This window comes from Vibrio sp. Scap24, assembly GCF_013394185.1.
GTDB lineage: Bacteria > Pseudomonadota > Gammaproteobacteria > Enterobacterales > Vibrionaceae > Vibrio > Vibrio pomeroyi.
The window spans coordinates 1,858,278-1,875,607 of record NZ_CP041332.1 but is presented as its reverse complement, the minus strand read 5'-3'; the positions used below and the strand labels follow the sequence as shown (position 1 = coordinate 1,875,607).

The window sequence follows — 17,330 nt, the reverse complement described above, 5'->3', positions numbered from 1 at the left end:
GAATCAATGTCGATAAAACATGAATTCCATTTTAAGTATTATTGACAGTATCAATGATACTAAGTTCCAGATCCATTAAGCAAAAAAAGAGCCGTAATTGCTTACGGCTCTTAGTTTAGTGACTTTTTTTTCTAAAAATCAAACCGCGCTATCACCCTTTATAAATTTTAGGGTTAAACACGTCACGTAACCAGTCGCCTAGTAGGTTAATAACTAGAACTAATGTTACCAAAAGCACACCTGGGAATGCTGTGATCCACCATGCTCCTGAGAAAATGTAGTTAAAACCAGTACTGATCAGGGCACCGAGTGACGGTTGGTCTACCGGAAGACCTAAACCTAGGAAAGAAAGTGCCGCCTCTGACATGATGGCATTTGCCACCTGTACAGTAGAAATAACCAAAATCGGTGATAAACAGTTAGGCAGAATATGACGGAACATGATGCGAGGTGCTCTGAAGCCCATCACACGAGCCGCTTCTACGTACTCTTTCTTCTTCTCTGCCAATACCGATGCACGAATCGTACGAGCATACTGCGGCCATTCGGCAATACCGATGATCACCACCAGCATAACAACGGCATATTGCGCGTAGAAGTCACTACCGAAACTTGCCTTAAAGATAGCCGAGACAATGATCGCAACCATCATGGTTGAGAACGAAAGCTGAACATCGGCAAAACGCATCAAGAAGCTATCGATACGACCACCGAAGTAACCCGCAGACAAACCAATGATGATACCTAGAGTCAGCTGAAGGCCAACCGCTAAGAAGCCAATCGTCAATGAAAGGCGAGAGCCGTAAAGCATCGTCGATAGGATGTCACGACCTTGCTCATCAGTACCCAGTAAGAAACGCTCTTCGCCGTCTTCCATCCAAGATGGTGGCAACTCTGAATCCATGATATCGATAGACGTCACGTCATACGGGTCTGTTGGCGCTAAAATCGGTGCCGCTAGTGCCATCACTAAAAAGGCTGCAAAGATCGCAAAGCTGACCATTGCCACTTTGTCACGTAAGAAGTAGTACAGAATATCTGACTGCTTGAATCGCTCCCAACGAGATGGAGCTGTTGTTGTTTGTTCCATGATTATGCTCCTTTCCCTGTGATGTTCACTGTTGGGTTAATAATGCCGTATAGCAAGTCAACAATGGTGTTCGTTACTACGAAGATTAGGCCAACGAAGATAACGTATGCGGTAATCAGTGGTGTATCCACTCGGTTAATCGCTTCAAGGAATAGGAAGCCGGTGCCCGGCCATTGGAATACGGTTTCAGTAAGAATGGTGTAAGCCACCATAGTACCGATTTGAACACCACCTACCGTTAATACTGGCAGCATTGTGTTTTTCAAAGCGTGTTGGTAGTAAATCTTGTTCAGCGCTAGGCCTTTTGCTTTACCAAACTTGATGTATTCAGAGCTAAGAACCTCTAGCATTTCAGAGCGTACTAGACGAATAAACAGAGGCAGCATGATAGATGCTAGAGCAATACTCGGCAGCACTAAGTGCGCAAGGCCATCTATCGTTAAGAAGCCAGATTCCCAACCAAACCAGTTTGCGGTCTCACCACGTCCAAACGACGGCAGCCAACCTAATTCAATAGAGAATACATACATCAACATGATTGCGGTTAAGAAAACAGGCACAGAAATGCCGATACTACTGCCCGCCATCACCAGTTTAGTGAAGAAGCTTTTTGGGTGTATTGCAGAATAAACGCCAAGTGGAATCGACAGACAAACAATGATCAGAGAAGCACCAAACACAAGTTCAAGCGTTGCGACTAGTTTATCTAAGATTACGTCCACAGCTGGGCGTTTAAAGAAATATGAAGTACCAAGATCACCTTGTAGAGCTGCGCCCACAAAGCGAGTGTATTTTGTAATGAAGGGATCATTTAAGCCGAGTTCATCACGCAGCGCTTGACGCTCCGATTCTGAAACAGATTGACCGACTAACTCACGCAACGGGTCGCCCAGGTTATCCTGAATGGCAAACGCCACCAAACTGATCACAAACATCACTATCAGTGCCTGAAACAGGCGCTTGACCAGAAACGTAACCATTCCTTGCCCCTTATCTATCCATGACTATCTAATCGAAATCCGCGACTAGATAACAAAATTCAGTCTTAAAAAAGGTATTTAGCCAGACTGAAGGAAGACCAAATACCGAAACTTAAATCTATTTCTTAATAATTTGAGAGCCTGAAAAGCTTCAGGCTCTCGATTCTAGCAAGCTAGATTATTTTACAACTAGGTCGCCGAAGTAAGGCATAACCATTGGGTTTACTACGTCTGCTGCACCTACGTTAGACTTCGCGCCCCACGCTTCACTTTGCCAGTGTAGCGGTACGAATGCTGCGTCGTTGTAAAGTGTTGCTTCAACGCCTTTCAGCATTTCAGAACGCTTAACTGGGTCAGTTTCAGTGTTAGAAGCTTCTACAATCGCATCCATTTCTGGGTTTGAGTAACCAGAACAGTTGTATTGACCACGGCCAGTCTCTTCGTTACGAGTCATAGTTAGGAACTCGTTGAAGTTAGCTGAATCTTCTGTATCTGAGTGCCAGCCGATCATCATCATGTCTGCTGAACATAGGTCAAACTCAGGCCAGTACTGTGCTTTAGGCATAGTCTTAAGATCAACTTTAATACCAATCTTAGACAGCATTGCCGCAGACGCTTGCGCTACTTTCGCATCGTTCACGTAACGGTTGTTTGGAGCCATCATAGTTAGCGTAAAGCCATCTTCGTAACCCGCTTCTTTCATCAGCTCTTTCGCTTTTTTCAGATCGTAACGAGGAACTAGGTCTTCGTTGTGACCCGCGTAGCCTGTTGGGCTTTGCTGACCAGCAGCTGTTGCGAAACCTTTCATGATCTTCTTAACGATACCTTCGTTGTTGATTGCGTGAACAATCGCCTGACGAACGCGAACATCTTTAAGAGCTTCGTTGCTGTTTTGGTTCATTTGGAACGTGATGATACGAGTACCAGGTAGCGTTACTAAATCGATGTTCTTAGCGTTTTTAACACGCTTGTGATCGTTTGGTGCTACTGGGTGAATCATATCAACGTCGCCAGAAAGAAGTGCTGCAACACGTGTTGCGTCTTCTTTGATTGGCACAAGTGTTAGCTTGTCTACGTTACCTTCAGTTTCTGTATCCCAGTAATCGTTGAAACGTTCGAACGTTACTTTAACGCCTTGCTCACGCTGCGTTACGATGAAAGGACCAGTACCTGAAACGTTAGTCGAAGCAAACGAGTTACCGTGCTTAACTAGCTCAGACTTGTCTTTACCTTCCGCTGTTTGGCCAGAGTAGAACTTGCTGTCCATTGGGAAGATGTAAGTTGCTGTTTGTAGTACTAGTGGGTAAGCCGCTTTTGATACTAGCTCAACTGTGTAGTCATCCACTTTTACCATTTTTTCGTATGGCGTGAAGATAGACTTAAAGTCTGGAGAAGCTTGTAGACGTTCAAAAGTCCACACAACATCATCAGCAGTCAGTTCGTTACCAGAGTGGAATTTCACACCTTTACGTAGGTTGAAGCGGAAAGTCGTTTCATCAACACGCTCCCAGCTAGATGCTAGGCGGCCTTCAAAATCCATCTCTTGAGTGAAACGTACTAGAGGGTCAAACACCATGTGAGACATTTGCAGTGTGCCACCAGACAGCTGCTCGTGCGGGTCAAGTGATACTGGGTCAGCTGCGTAGCCAACGGTAATATCTGCTGCTGCTGCACTAAAGCTTAGGCCAGCTGCCATTAAAGCTACTGCTAATTTGCTTTTCATGGTTTTCATTGCATAACTCCTTCATGCGGGAATCCAGATCCCTAGTTGTTGTATTTGCGTCTGTTTATTGTTGTTAGCAAGCTAAACTCCAGCCTGCTGATTTTTATACCGCGGCTTGTGCCACTGCTTTTTCTTCTCTTAAACCTGTAAATTCAGGCATTAAAGAAATCAGATGTTTGCTGTATTCATGCTGAGGCGATTGGAACAGCTGCTCTGTTGGCGCTACTTCCAATAGTTCTCCCATTTGCATCACACCAACACGGTCACACATTTGGCGAATAACCGGTAGATCGTGACTGATGAACAGCATGGTTAGGTTTAGCTCGTCTTGTAAGTCTTTTAGTAGGTTAAGGATCTGAGCCTGTACCGAAACATCCAGTGCCGATGTTGGTTCATCACAAATCAAAAGACGCGGACGAGTTGCCAAAGCGCGAGCGATAGAAATACGCTGACGTTGACCACCTGAGAATTCATGCGGGTACTTCACCCCTGCCATCTTGCCTAAACCAACATGCTCTAGCAGGTCGTTCACGATCTGACGAGTTTCATTTTCGTTGCGAGTAAGCTTATGGAATCGGATAGGTTCAGCAATGATGTCGAATATCTTCATTCGAGGGTTCATTGATGTGTAAGGGTTTTGGAAAACCATCTGCATTTGACGACGCATCGGGCGACGTTCTTTTTCAGATTTAAGCCCAGTAAGATCAACGCCTTCAAACGTTACCTTGCCTGAGTTCGGTGCGTACAAGCCAGCAATCACACGAGCGATCGTTGACTTACCTGAACCTGATTCACCTACTAGACCAAACGTTTCGCCTTCATGTACTTCAAAGCTCACGTTGTTTGACGCCTGAACGTACTCACGGCGGCTCTCAAAGAAAGAATCTTTGGTGGTAAAGCGCAAGTTTACGTTCTCAACATTCAACAGTGGACCAGTGTAATCACGGTGATCTTGGCTTTGACCTAACCAGTGGTTTTTCACATCGAGTGGTTCCATCTCTTGTGCTTCTTCGATGTAGCTAACAAGAGGGAAACGATCGAGTTTGCGGTCTGAACGAGGAACCGCAGAGATAAGGCTATGTGTGTATGGGTGTTCAGGAGTGCCCAGAACTTTCGCTGTTGGGCCAAACTCAACTAAGTCACCACGATACATAACGGCTACGCGGTCGGTAACGTTAGATACCACGCCCATGTCGTGCGTTACCAACATGCAACCTACGTTTTTCTTAATACATAGATCGCGAATCAAACCTAAGATTTGGTCTTGAATAGACACATCGAGTGCCGTTGTCGGTTCATCTGCGATGATAAGGTCAGGTTCACCTGCCAATGCGATCGCGATAACCACACGCTGACGCATACCGCCAGAGAATTGGTGTGGGTACTGCTTTAAACGGTTTTCTGGTTGTGGGATACCCACTTGGTTCATCAAGTCTAATGAACGCTGGTAGGCTTCTTGATCCGAAACCTTCATGTTGGCATGAATCGTCTCTTTTAACTGCTGTTCTACTGTGAATAGAGGGTTAAGAGACGTCATTGGATCTTGGAAGATAAAACCAATCTTTGAGCCGCGAACAGAACGCATCTGTTCAGGAGATAAGCCAGAGACTTTTTCGCCATCCAGAAATACCTCGCCGCTAGCAATGCGACCGGGAGGGCTCAGCAAATCGATCACAGCATTACCTACTGTTGATTTACCTGCACCAGACTCGCCTACAACACCAACGATCTCACCACGTTCAATGTTGAACGAAAGCGATTTAACTGCGGCGTGAACTCCATGACGAGATGGGTATTCGATACGAAGATTTTTTACTTCTAAAAGTGACATTACCAGACCTCTACTGCTTTGGCAGCTTTCTGCCCTGTCTGCAAAATTGAATCCATTCTTACCAGAATATTGTTCTGATATTTTATACGGTTGACAATTTGGCAAATAATTCACAGAAAAGCAACAAAAATAGGATAAAAAGTCGACATTAAACGCTTAGCAAGCAAAAGTGACACATAACTATTCACTCAAAGAGCATATAGTAAGAAAAATCAACATTATATTAGCGGTAATAAATACTCACAAACCCCTTACCACTACTTACTTGTAGACCTAAAGCTGTGGTTCAAAGCAGATCTCACTACCATTCAATAAAAACAAATAATTATTCCAGAAAATAATTAACACTATAGAAACAAACGCTAACTTTGTTAATTTAAACAAACAAAACAACTAGATAGGATTATATTGACCACATATTTAACCATTTTCATTGCTTATCTAAATAGAAGACAAGCAACCCAAAGGCTTAGTAAATTAGATGATATTTTGAAGTGCTTGATAGGAAGAAAGCTGTCAAATACGTGCCTTAGTGAGCAAATTAAGAACCAAATTCAACTTTTCACAAAAATCTCTAGACCAGACCTATTAATTTGTCGAATTATTGAACGGTTATTTTATATAAAATTAGATATAGATCTTTTCATTTGATAAATGGAGTGCTTCTATAAAGACGCAATAATCGAGGAGATCGAAGGTGGGATTCTTACTTATAAAAGGAGCTTACTAAAGAGGAGCGAGTCGAACAGAACTGGCGATCCAGTCCGCAGCCCTCTTGGTACCAAATTATCTAAATTCCAGACGCAAAAAAGCCCTGTCATTCCTGACGCGGACGGCTAGTTGAGGCTTCTTAAGTGATCGGTGAAGAGACATCCTTTGAACGTCAGGCGAACCTCACTTGGGTTCCAATCTAGTGATCTACAGATGAAAAAAAGCTCATCATTTCTGATGAGCTTTCTTAAAATCGGTCAGTGAAGAGGGATTTGATCGGACTGGCGCTCCAGCCCACGACCCTCTGGTCTCAAAATATCTAAATTCCAGACGTAAAAAAGCCCCGTCATTTCTGACGAGGCTTCTTAAGGTGGTCGGTGAAGAGGGATTCGAACCCCCGACCCTCTGGTCCCAAACCAGATGCGCTACCAAGCTGCGCTATTCACCGAGACGTTTCGTTTGATTTCTCAAACAGGGAACTTCAAAGAAGCTACCAAAATTAATGGGGTGGCTAACGAGATTCGAACTCGCGACCACCGGAATCACAATCCAGGGCTCTACCAACTGAGCTATAGCCACCACTAATTTTTTATATAACCGCTTAGCAAGCGATTATTGAAATAGTGGTCGGTGAAGAGGGATTCGAACCCCCGACCCTCTGGTCCCAAACCAGATGCGCTACCAAGCTGCGCTATTCACCGACTAGTTTTGTATCGATTCTTGGGATAGTGAATCAACACTGGAAGCCGAAGCTACCGATATTTTGTAAAGAAAGAATGGGGTGGCTAACGAGATTCGAACTCGCGACCACCGGAATCACAATCCAGGGCTCTACCAACTGAGCTATAGCCACCATTATTTCTTTTCTGCCAATTTCTCACTTACCGAAGTAAGAGACCGGATGGCGCGCCTGAAAGGATTCGAACCTTCGGCCTTTGGCTCCGGAGGCCAACGCTCTATCCAGCTGAGCTACAGGCGCATGCCCTGTCGGCGGAGTGGAATAATACGTATATCACCCAATGCCGTCTAGTACTTTTTTAACTTTTTTTTCTGTTTGGTCTCTTTTTCGACAGTTAATATGTGATAAACCCCTTATTTGAGTACTACAACCCGCCACAGCTTATAAGTTGTTGTTTATTGCAACAACTTATCGGGATATAATCACCCATTATTTACATTGGTTTAACAGTTGCTCTTTACTGCTTAAAGCCAAAACACCCCTCCAACACTATAAATTGGTAAGCATGTACTTACCTTGGGAATGTAAAGTGAGTTTAATGGATATGTCTCGTCGAATTTTAAGCGTTGTCATCGCAGTTTTAACCTTTTCAACTGGTGCAATGGCTTCAGGCCTAAGCGAAGCAGAGCAAGATGCAATTGCTGAACGCATCAAACCAGTTGGCCAAGTATACCTAGTCGGCAGTGAGCCAGTAGCCGCAGAACCAACAGGCCCTCGTGATGGCGCAGCAGTTTACGGTACCTTTTGTATCGCTTGTCACGCATCTGGCGTAAGTGGCGCACCGAAAACAGGTGATGCTGGTGATTGGGGTCCTCGTATTGCTCAAGGTCGCGATATCCTAGCTGACCACGCAATCAACGGCTTCAACGCGATGCCAGCGAAAGGTTCATGTATGGACTGTTCAGACGATGAAATCAAAGATGCTATCGAGCACATGATTGCTGGTCTGTAATTCACCGTTCTGTAATTAAAAAAGCCAAATTCAAAAAAGGTGACCATCAGGTCACCTTTTTTATTGTCTTCTATATAGTGCTAATCAAGGAGAACGTTACTTCTTATTGAACATCGCACGAATGTTAGCAATGTGCGCCTGACCTTTCTCCATTCGCTCTTCAGCGGACTGTGGTTTCTTCACACTTTCCCACTCCACATCATCATGGGGTAATTCATCTAAGAAGCGACTTTGTGTTGGCTTAATCAACTCACCATACTGGCGACGTTCACGACACTTGGTAAAGGTCAGCTCTTTCTGTGCTCGAGTAATCCCTACATACATAAGACGACGTTCTTCTTCTACATTACCTTCATCAACACTGGTTTGGTGCGGCAAGATGCCCTCTTCAGTGCCCATCAAGAATACATAAGGGAATTCTAGACCTTTCGATGCGTGCAGCGTCATTAGTTGAACTTGGTCTGCATCGTCATCATCTTCACCACGCTCCATCATGTCACGCAGTGTTAAGCGTTGAACAACCTCACGAAGTGTTTTCTCTTCTTTATCGTAGTTGTCACCTTCGAGGTCAGCCACAATCCAACTATACAGATCAGAGACGTTCTTCATTCGCATCTCTGCCGCTTTCGGGCTTGCTGAGGTTTCGTATAGCCAATCTTCGTAGTTAATGTCACGAACTAACGCACGAACCGCATCCACAGTGTTACCACGTTCAGCGTTATCTGAGATACGAACAATCCAATCAGTGAATCGACGCAAGTTTTCTAAACCACGTCCCGTCAGTGTCTGCTCCAAGCCCATCTCAAAGCTGGCTTCAAACAGGCTCTTACCACGCATGTTGGCGTAGCTGCCTAATTTCTCAAGCGTAACCGGGCCAATCTCACGGCGCGGCGTGTTTACAATACGTAGGAAGGCGTTGTCATCATCTGGGTTCACCAACACACGCAGGTAAGCCATGATGTCTTTTATCTCTGCTCTAGCAAAGAAAGAAGTGCCGCCAGAGATCTTGTAAGGCACACGGTTTTGCATCAAGGCTTTTTCAATCAGGCGAGATTGGTGGTTACCGCGATAAAGCACCGCATAATCTTTGTATTCGGTACGGTTCAAAAACTTATGCGCGATGATCTCACCGGTAATACGTTCGGCTTCGTGCTCTTCATTCTTGGCATTCAATACCTTGAGCTTTTCACCGTCAGGAATCTCTGAGAATAGAGACTTCTCATAAACGTGCGGGTTATTGGCGATCAAGATGTTCGCGGCACGCAAGATTCGACTGGTTGAGCGGTAGTTTTGCTCTAGTTTGATCAGGCGAAGGTTAGGATAGTCTTCACCCAACAACACCAAGTTTTGCGGTTTTGCGCCACGCCATGAGTAGATAGATTGGTCGTCGTCACCTACTACCGTCAAACGACCACGCTCTCCAACCAGTAGGCGAACCAGTTCATATTGACTGGTGTTGGTATCTTGGTATTCATCCACCAATAGGTAGCGAATACGCGACTGCCAGCGCTCGCGCACTTCTTGATTGGTTTTGAGTAGCAATACCGGCATCGCAATCAGATCATCAAAGTCGAGTGCGTTGTAGGCCTTCATCTGTTTTTGGTACATCTCAAAGCAGAAAGCAAATAGCTGTTCTTGTTCGCCTTGAGCGCGCGCTTTCGCCTGATCTGGCGTCAGCATGTCATTTTTCCAATTCGAAATGGTACTCATCAAAGCGCGTAACAGATCCTTATCACCATCGATCTGCTTTTCTGTTAGCTCTTTTAATAAGGCCAACTGGTCTTGGTCATCAAACAGAGAGAATCCCGCCTTAAGACCCAAAGCTTTGTACTCACGACGAATAATCGTTAAGCCCATAGTATGGAATGTCGAAACAATTAATCCTTTCGACTCACCTTTACCCAAGGTTTGACCAACACGCTCTTTCATCTCACGCGCAGCTTTGTTGGTAAAGGTCACCGCAGCAATGTTACGTGCCTTGTAGCCACATTCCTGAACCAAATAAGCAATTTTATTGGTGATAACACGTGTTTTGCCTGATCCAGCGCCTGCTAATACTAAGCAGGGGCCAGAAACATACTTCACGGCTTCATCTTGTCTTGGGTTCAGTTTCATTTGATTCTCTATTTGTTCTTACAAGGTCGAATTGGTTGCGCGCCTATAATAATGCTGCAACTCCACGAAAGCTATGTTCTCTTCTACAAGAATTTTACGTCATTTATGTAAAACTTTGTTGCACATGTGTATGGTTCTTAGGCTATAATGAATGAACGTTCATTCACTGGTGATGTAAATATGACAACTCATGCACCTCAGGATAAACGCCAACAAATACTTTCTGCAGCAGAGAAGCTAATTTCAGAGGTCGGTTTTCAAGGCCTCTCAATGCAAAAACTAGCAAAAGAGGCGGGAGTGGCTGCAGGCACTATCTATCGCTACTTCGAAGATAAGGATCACTTGATCGATGACGTTCGAGTGCTCGTAACTCAACGAGTAGCAGATGCTGTTCAAGAAGGAGTTAATGATTCGGACCCAATAAAGCAACGCTACAGAACCATGTGGTTAAATATATGGGACTTAGCGGGAACGAATTTAGCTGCGATTAAAAATCGGGTTCAGTATGACTCTTTACCCATCACAAATAGCCTAAACTTCAGGGAACTAGAACGCGAAATGTTTGCCCAAGTTGAGCTGCTATTTAATGAGGGCAAAGAGCAAGGACTGTTTAAACCGCTTCATAATGAAGTATTAAGCGGCTTGAGCTTAGCGGCTAGTGTATCTCTAGCGCGAAAGCATTCTTTAGGATTTTACCAACTAGATGAGGCAGCATTAGAAGCCGCCATTGAAGCCAGTTGGGATGCAATAATTAAACACTAGATCGGAGTTTTGACCATAATGAAAAAGTGGACTTTCTTCATGTTACTCATCGCTGTAATTCTTTTCGGCAGCGTTATTGGGTTCAACATGTTCAAACAACAAAAAATTGCTGAGTATATGGCCAACCGCCCTGAACCAGAATTTCCAGTAACGGTAACTGAAGTTCAGCCGATCGATTGGGTTCCGGTAATTGAAGCTATCGGCTTCATTGAACCTAACCAAGGTGTGACACTAGCAAACGAAACCAGCGGTGTTATTGACCAGATCTCTTTTGAGTCAGGTACTGACGTTAAGAGTGGCCAACAATTAGTTCGCCTAGATTCTGACGTAGAAAAAGCGAACCTTAAGAGTTCTCAAGCTCGCTTGCCTGCAGCTAAAGCTAAGTACAAGCGTTACCAAGGTCTATTCAAAAAAGGCTCTATCTCTAAAGAAGCATACGATGAAGCAGAAGCAAACTACTTCTCTCTATCTGCTGACATTGAAAGCCTAAAAGCATCTATCGAGCGTCGTGAAATTCGCGCCCCATTCGATGGCACGGTTGGTATTCGTAACGTTTACCTTGGTCAATACCTACAATCAGGTACGGATATCGTTCGCTTAGAAGACACAAGTGTTATGCGCCTGCGCTTCACGGTTTCTCAAACTGATATCTCTCGCATCAATGTTGGCCAAGCAATCGACATCTTTGTTGATGCTTACCCAGAAAAACCGTTTGAAGGCTCTATCAGTGCAATTGAACCCGCAGTAAGCATCCAAAGTGGTCTTATCCAAGTTCAAGCAGACATTCCAAACAATGATGGCAAGCTTCGTAGCGGTATGTTCGCTCGCGCTAACATCATTCTGCCTAAATTAGAGAACCAAGTAACTCTGCCTCAAACAGCGATTACTTTCACTCTATACGGTGACAATGTTTACATCCTAACTGAAGAAGACGGCGTTCAACGTGTTGCTCAACATGTTGTAAAAGTAGGTGAGCGTACAGCTGATATTGCACACATCCTTGAAGGCGTGAAAGCAGGTGATACGGTTGTAACTTCTGGCCAAGTACGTCTAAGTAACGGTGCCAAAGTTAAGGTTGTTGAAAGTGATGCAATCACTCCACCTGCTGAAACACCTAAGCTGTAACCGGAGGCACAATGCGCTTTACTGATGTTTTTATTAAACGTCCAGTTCTAGCGGTATCCATCAGCTTTTTGATTGCGCTGCTTGGCTTACAAGCAATCTTCAAAATGCAGGTGCGTGAATACCCTGAAATGACGAATACCGTAGTAACCGTAACAACGAGTTACTACGGTGCAAGTGCCGATCTTATCCAAGGCTTTATCACCCAGCCCCTCGAACAGGCTGTGGCCCAAGCGGATAACATCGACTATATGACTTCTTCTTCTGTACTTGGTAGTTCCACGATTACCGTAAACATGAAGTTGAACACCGACCCGAATGCTGCACTGTCGGACATACTGGCCAAAACAAACTCGGTTCGTTCTCAGCTTCCAAAAGAAGCCGAAGATCCAACCGTAACTATGTCTACCGGTTCAACGACGGCGGTACTCTATATTGGTTTTACCAGTGATGAGTTGGTGTCGAGCCAAATTACCGATTATCTAGAGCGTGTAATCAACCCGCAGCTATTTACGGTAAACGGTGTATCAAAAGTTGACCTATACGGTGGTATGAAATACGCACTGCGCGTATGGCTAGATCCATCAAAAATGGCGGCAGTAAACCTAACAGCAACTGACGTGATGGCGGTATTGGATGCGAACAACTACCAATCTGCGACAGGTCAAGCAACCGGTGAATTTGTTCTTTATAACGGCAGCGCTGATACGCAAGTATCGAACACTGAAGAGCTAGAGAATCTTGTTGTACGAAGCGGCGAAGGCGAAATCATCCGTCTATCTGACATCGCTAAGGTTTCTCTAGAGAAGAGCCACGATGTTTACCGCGCAAGTGCCAATGGTCAGGAGGCGGTTGTTGCTGCAATTAACGCGGCACCAAGTGCAAACCCAATCAACATTGCCGCTGATGTACTTGAGCTTCTTCCTCAACTAGAGAAGAACCTGCCAAGTAACATCTCAATGAACGTGATGTATGACTCGACCATTGCGATTAACGAATCGATTCAAGAGGTTATCAAGACCATCCTTGAAGCGGCATTAATCGTACTGATCGTTATTACCTTGTTCCTTGGTTCGTTCCGTGCGGTTCTTATCCCTATCGTTACTATCCCGCTATCGCTAATTGGTGTAGCAATGGTAATGCAGGCGATGGGCTTCTCGTGGAACCTGATGACGCTACTGGCAATGGTACTCGCCATCGGTCTAGTGGTAGATGATGCGATCGTTGTACTCGAAAACGTCGACCGACATATCAAGCTCGGGGAATCCCCTTTCCGAGCAGCGATCATCGGTACTCGTGAAATCGCGGTTCCAGTTATCGCAATGACACTGACACTAGGTGCGGTATACGCTCCGATCGCAATGATGGGTGGTATCACGGGCTCACTATTTAAAGAGTTTGCGTTAACCCTTGCAGGTTCAGTATTTGTATCAGGTATCGTGGCATTAACCCTGTCGCCAATGATGTGTTCAAAAATGCTAAAAGCTCACGCTGAGCCAAGTAAATTTGAGCAAAAAGTACATAGCGTACTGGATGGCATGACGAACCGTTACGAGCGTATGCTTGGTGCGGTAATGAATCATCGCCCAGTATTCATTGGCTTTGCGGTTATCGTATTTGCAAGTCTACCAATGCTGTTTAAGTTCATCCCGAGTGAGTTAGCACCTTCAGAAGATAAAGGTGTAATCATGCTTATGGGTACAGCACCATCAAACGCGAACTTAGACTACATGCAAAATACCATGAACGACGTAAACGCGATTCTGTCTGATCAGCCAGAAGTGGCGTACGCACAGGTATTTACTGGTGTACCTAACGCAAACCAAGCATTTGGTATTGCATCTATGGTTCCTTGGAGTGAGCGTGAAACAAGCCAATCAGAAGTAGCTAACCGCGTTGGTGAGCTAGTGAAAGATGTACCGGGTATGGCAGTAACGGCGTTCCAAATGCCAGAACTACCAGGTGCTGGTTCAGGTCTTCCAATTCAGTTTGTTATTACAACGCCAAACAGTTTTGAGAGCTTGTTCCAGATCACGACTGACATCTTGACTGATGTAGCGACCAATCCGCTGTTCGTTTACTCGGATCTCGATCTGAACTACGACTCAGCAACGATGAAAGTACACATCGACAAAGACAAAGCAGGCGCATACGGTGTGACCATGCAAGATATCGGTATCACACTGGGTACTATGATGTCTGATGGCTACGTAAACCGTATCGACTTAAACGGTCGTTCTTACGAGGTTATCCCTCAAGTTGAACGTAAGTTCCGTTTAAACCCTGAGTCGATGAATAACTACTACGTACGTGCTGCGGATGGTAAAGCTGTACCGCTAGGCAGTTTGATTACGATTGATGTTGTGGCTGAGCCTCGCTCTCTTCCTCACTTCAACCAATTGAACTCAGCTACGATTGGTGCAGTACCTGCTCCAGGCGCTGCAATGGGTGATGCAATTGCATGGTTTGAAGAGACAGCAGCGAACAAACTACCAAGTGGCTACAACCACGATTACATGGGTGAAGCCCGCCAATACGTAACTGAAGGTAGCGCACTTTACGCAACCTTTGGTCTAGCACTGGCAATCATCTTCTTGGTACTGGCGATTCAATTTGAATCTCTGAAAGATCCATTGGTTATCATGGTATCTGTACCACTGGCGATCTGTGGTGCCCTAATCGCTCTAGCCTGGGGTGCGGCAACGATGAATATCTACTCGCAAGTAGGTTTGATTACGTTGGTCGGTCTGATTACTAAGCACGGTATCTTGATCTGTGAGGTAGCAAAAGAAGAACAACTACATCACCACAAGACACGTATTGAAGCAGTAATGGAAGCAGCGAAGGTTCGTCTTCGTCCAATCCTAATGACAACTGCTGCGATGATTGCAGGTCTAATCCCGCTAATGTACGCAACAGGCGCGGGTGCTGCTCAACGTTTCAGTATCGGTATTGTTATCGTTGCTGGTCTAGCGATTGGTACTATCTTTACGCTGTTCGTACTGCCTGTGATTTACAGCTACCTAGCTGAAAAACACAAACCTCTTCCTGTATTTGTTGAAGACAAAGACCTAGAAAAACTAGCTCGCGTCGATGAAGCAAAAGCAGCGCACAGAGAATTAGCAGACAACAAATAATCGCTAAGTCGTAAAACAATTAAAAAGGCTACTTCGGTGGCCTTTTTTTATACGCGATAGGCGACATCTCAGGTGTGATTAAATAGAATAGTGATAAATAGTCAGGAGTTTTAATCGATATGTTTGATCCAAAAAAACTAGAGCAAATTGCTAAGCAGATCCACGACTCTATGCCTCAACCAGTGAAAGAACTGGGTTCAGACGTAGACCAAAAGGTTCGCCAGGTTATCCAAGGCCAACTGAATAAACTAGACGTTGTAAGCCGTGAAGAGTTTGATGTTCAAACTCAAGTACTGCTGCGTACACGCCAGAAGCTAACTGAAATGGAACAGAAGCTAGCAGATCTAGAAGCTAAGCTTGCTGACAAGTAAGCTATCAGCGAAAAATATAGAAGGGTTGACGTGAAAACGTCAGCCCTTTTTTATGCGAGCGAGAATAATAAGGAGATATTCCCGACCACGCTCCTTCGCTTTTTTAAAAGAATGACTTAGCTTTAAAGCCATCATCCTCAGGTACGCGAAGCATTCTCGATTCCCACCTCTGAAAAACAAAAAAGGCTTGGTCAACGGCGACCAAGCCTTTTCATTAGATGTTGTGTTGCTTATTCATAACTCCAACCTGTAAGGAGTTATTGATACTGCTTTGCTTTTTCTACAAATTCGCAGTATCTAAGCGACGAATTAACCGCCTACAGCGATACGTTTCATGTCGCTCATGTAGCTACGTAGCTCTTCACCAATGTACTCTACAGGGTGGTTACGGATAGCTTCGTTAACTTCGATTAGTTTAGCGTTATCTACTTGGTTAGATGTTTCACCTAGACCACGGCCGATTACGTCTGTTGCAACTGAAGGCATGAACTTCTCACGTAGTAGCGGTGTTGCTACGTTAGCGAATAAGTAGTTACCGTACTCAGCTGTATCAGAGATTACTACGTTCATTTCGTAAAGACGCTTACGAGCAACTGTGTTTGCGATTAGTGGAAGTTCATGTAGAGATTCGTAGTAAGCAGACTCATCGATGATACCTGATGCAGTCATTGCTTCGAATGCTAGCTCAACACCGGCACGAACCATAGCAACCATAAGAATACCGTTATCGAAGTACTCTTGCTCTGAAATTTCTACGTCAGAAGCTGGGTAGTTTTCGAATGCCGTTTCGCCAGTCTCTTCACGCCAGCCTAGTAGGTTCACATCATCGTTCGCCCAGTCAGCCATCATAGTGCTAGAGAAGTGACCAGAGATGATGTCATCCATGTGCTTGTTGTAAAGCGGACGCATTAGGTCTTTAAGCTCTTCAGAAAGCTCAAACGCTTTAACTTTAGCTGGATTAGATAGACGGTCCATCATGTGAGTTACGCCACCGAACTTAAGTGCTTCAGTGATTGTTTCCCAACCGTATTGTAGAAGTTTACCTGCATAACCTGGTTCAATGCCGTCTGCAATCATCTTCTCGTAAGATACGATAGAACCTGCTTGTAGCATGCCACAAAGGATAGTTTGCTCACCCATAAGGTCAGATTTAACTTCCGCTACGAAAGAAGACTCTAGGCAACCTGCGCGGTGACCACCGGTACCAGCAGCCCAAGCTTTAGCGATATCCCAACCTTCACCTTTAGGATCATTTTCTGGGTGAACAGCGATCAGTGTTGGTACACCGAAGCCACGCTTGTACTCTTCGCGTACTTCAGAACCAGGACACTTAGGAGCAACCATTACAACCGTAAGGTCAGAACGTAGCTGCATGCCTTCTTCAACAACATTAAAGCCGTGAGAGTAACCAAGTGCAGCGCCTTCTTTCATTAGAGGCATTACAGTTTCAACAACGTTTGTATGTTGCTTGTCTGGAGTCAGGTTGATTACTAGGTCTGCTTGAGGGATTAGCGTTTCGTAGCTACCAACAACAAAGCCGTTCTCATCAGCGTTCTTGAATGATTGACGCTTCTCGTCAATGGCAGCTTGGCGTAGAGCGTAAGATACGTCTAGACCAGAGTCACGCATATTTAGACCTTGGTTTAGGCCTTGAGCACCACAACCAACAATTACGATTTTCTTACCTTCAAGATATTCAGCTTCTGTCGCAAATTCTTCACGATCCATGAAGCGGCAACGACCTAGTTGGTCTAGTTGTTCACGAAGGTTTAATGTATTGAAATAGTTAGCCATTCT

General features: G+C 44.8%; 11 protein-coding genes and 5 tRNA genes. 5 read left to right on the top strand and 11 right to left on the bottom strand.

What is annotated here, in order from left to right:
* Positions 1-151: 151 nt before the first annotated feature.
* The 9 genes from FLM53_RS08260 to FLM53_RS08220 all read right to left on the bottom strand — a co-directional run bounded on the left by FLM53_RS08260 (position 152) and on the right by FLM53_RS08220 (position 7,314).
* Positions 152-1,090 carry an ABC transporter permease gene (locus FLM53_RS08260; protein ID WP_017060135.1) on the bottom strand — a complete coding sequence of 313 codons (939 nt, stop codon included), beginning with the start codon at positions 1,088-1,090 and terminating at the stop codon, positions 152-154.
* Between the two features lie 2 nt (positions 1,091-1,092).
* On the bottom strand, positions 1,093-2,070 hold the full coding sequence (locus FLM53_RS08255; RefSeq protein ID WP_008218600.1) for an ABC transporter permease: 978 nt from the start codon (positions 2,068-2,070) through the stop codon (positions 1,093-1,095).
* 178 nt (positions 2,071-2,248) lie between these two features.
* Positions 2,249-3,802, bottom strand: coding sequence for an ABC transporter substrate-binding protein (locus tag FLM53_RS08250; RefSeq protein WP_017631993.1), 1,554 nt, complete (start codon positions 3,800-3,802; stop codon positions 2,249-2,251).
* A gap of 94 nt (positions 3,803-3,896) precedes the next feature.
* A complete protein-coding gene (locus tag FLM53_RS08245; RefSeq protein WP_086774448.1) occupies positions 3,897-5,624 on the bottom strand; it encodes an ABC transporter ATP-binding protein in 1,728 nt (575 codons plus the stop codon).
* Between the two features lie 1,082 nt (positions 5,625-6,706).
* A tRNA-Pro gene (locus FLM53_RS08240) sits at positions 6,707-6,783 on the bottom strand.
* A 55-nt stretch (positions 6,784-6,838) separates the two neighbouring features.
* Positions 6,839-6,914, bottom strand: a tRNA-His gene (locus FLM53_RS08235).
* Between the two features lie 45 nt (positions 6,915-6,959).
* A tRNA-Pro gene (locus FLM53_RS08230) sits at positions 6,960-7,036 on the bottom strand.
* A gap of 76 nt (positions 7,037-7,112) precedes the next feature.
* Positions 7,113-7,188 (bottom strand) — tRNA-His (locus tag FLM53_RS08225).
* Between the two features lie 49 nt (positions 7,189-7,237).
* A tRNA-Arg gene (locus FLM53_RS08220) sits at positions 7,238-7,314 on the bottom strand.
* A gap of 298 nt (positions 7,315-7,612) precedes the next feature.
* Here FLM53_RS08220 and FLM53_RS08215 point away from each other — a divergent pair.
* Entirely contained in the window at positions 7,613-8,026 is a 414-nt protein-coding gene (locus tag FLM53_RS08215; RefSeq protein ID WP_009848079.1) for a cytochrome c5 family protein, read from the top strand.
* Positions 8,027-8,122: 96 nt separating this feature from the next.
* On the opposite strand, the gene rep is transcribed toward FLM53_RS08215, so the two are convergent.
* Entirely contained in the window at positions 8,123-10,141 is a 2,019-nt protein-coding gene (gene rep, locus FLM53_RS08210; RefSeq protein WP_132763853.1) for a DNA helicase Rep, read from the bottom strand.
* A 180-nt stretch (positions 10,142-10,321) separates the two neighbouring features.
* On the opposite strand from rep, the gene FLM53_RS08205 reads away from it, so the two are divergent.
* From FLM53_RS08205 to FLM53_RS08190, 4 genes are all read left to right on the top strand, one after another.
* On the top strand, positions 10,322-10,903 hold the full coding sequence (locus FLM53_RS08205; protein ID WP_207895974.1) for a TetR/AcrR family transcriptional regulator: 582 nt from the start codon (positions 10,322-10,324) through the stop codon (positions 10,901-10,903).
* Positions 10,904-10,921: 18 nt separating this feature from the next.
* On the top strand, positions 10,922-12,028 hold the full coding sequence (locus FLM53_RS08200) for an efflux RND transporter periplasmic adaptor subunit (RefSeq protein ID WP_123287362.1): 1,107 nt from the start codon (positions 10,922-10,924) through the stop codon (positions 12,026-12,028).
* Positions 12,029-12,039: 11 nt separating this feature from the next.
* Positions 12,040-15,162: a multidrug efflux RND transporter permease subunit gene (locus FLM53_RS08195; RefSeq protein ID WP_176680666.1), complete on the top strand. Its 3,123-nt coding sequence runs from the start codon at positions 12,040-12,042 to the stop codon at positions 15,160-15,162.
* 119 nt (positions 15,163-15,281) lie between these two features.
* Positions 15,282-15,533, top strand: coding sequence for an accessory factor UbiK family protein (locus tag FLM53_RS08190; RefSeq protein ID WP_032551009.1), 252 nt, complete (start codon positions 15,282-15,284; stop codon positions 15,531-15,533).
* Between the two features lie 309 nt (positions 15,534-15,842).
* Here the strand turns inward: FLM53_RS08190 and ilvC are convergent, their stop codons facing one another.
* On the bottom strand, positions 15,843-17,327 hold the full coding sequence (gene ilvC, locus FLM53_RS08185; protein ID WP_086711540.1) for a ketol-acid reductoisomerase: 1,485 nt from the start codon (positions 17,325-17,327) through the stop codon (positions 15,843-15,845).
* Positions 17,328-17,330 lie beyond the last annotated feature (3 nt).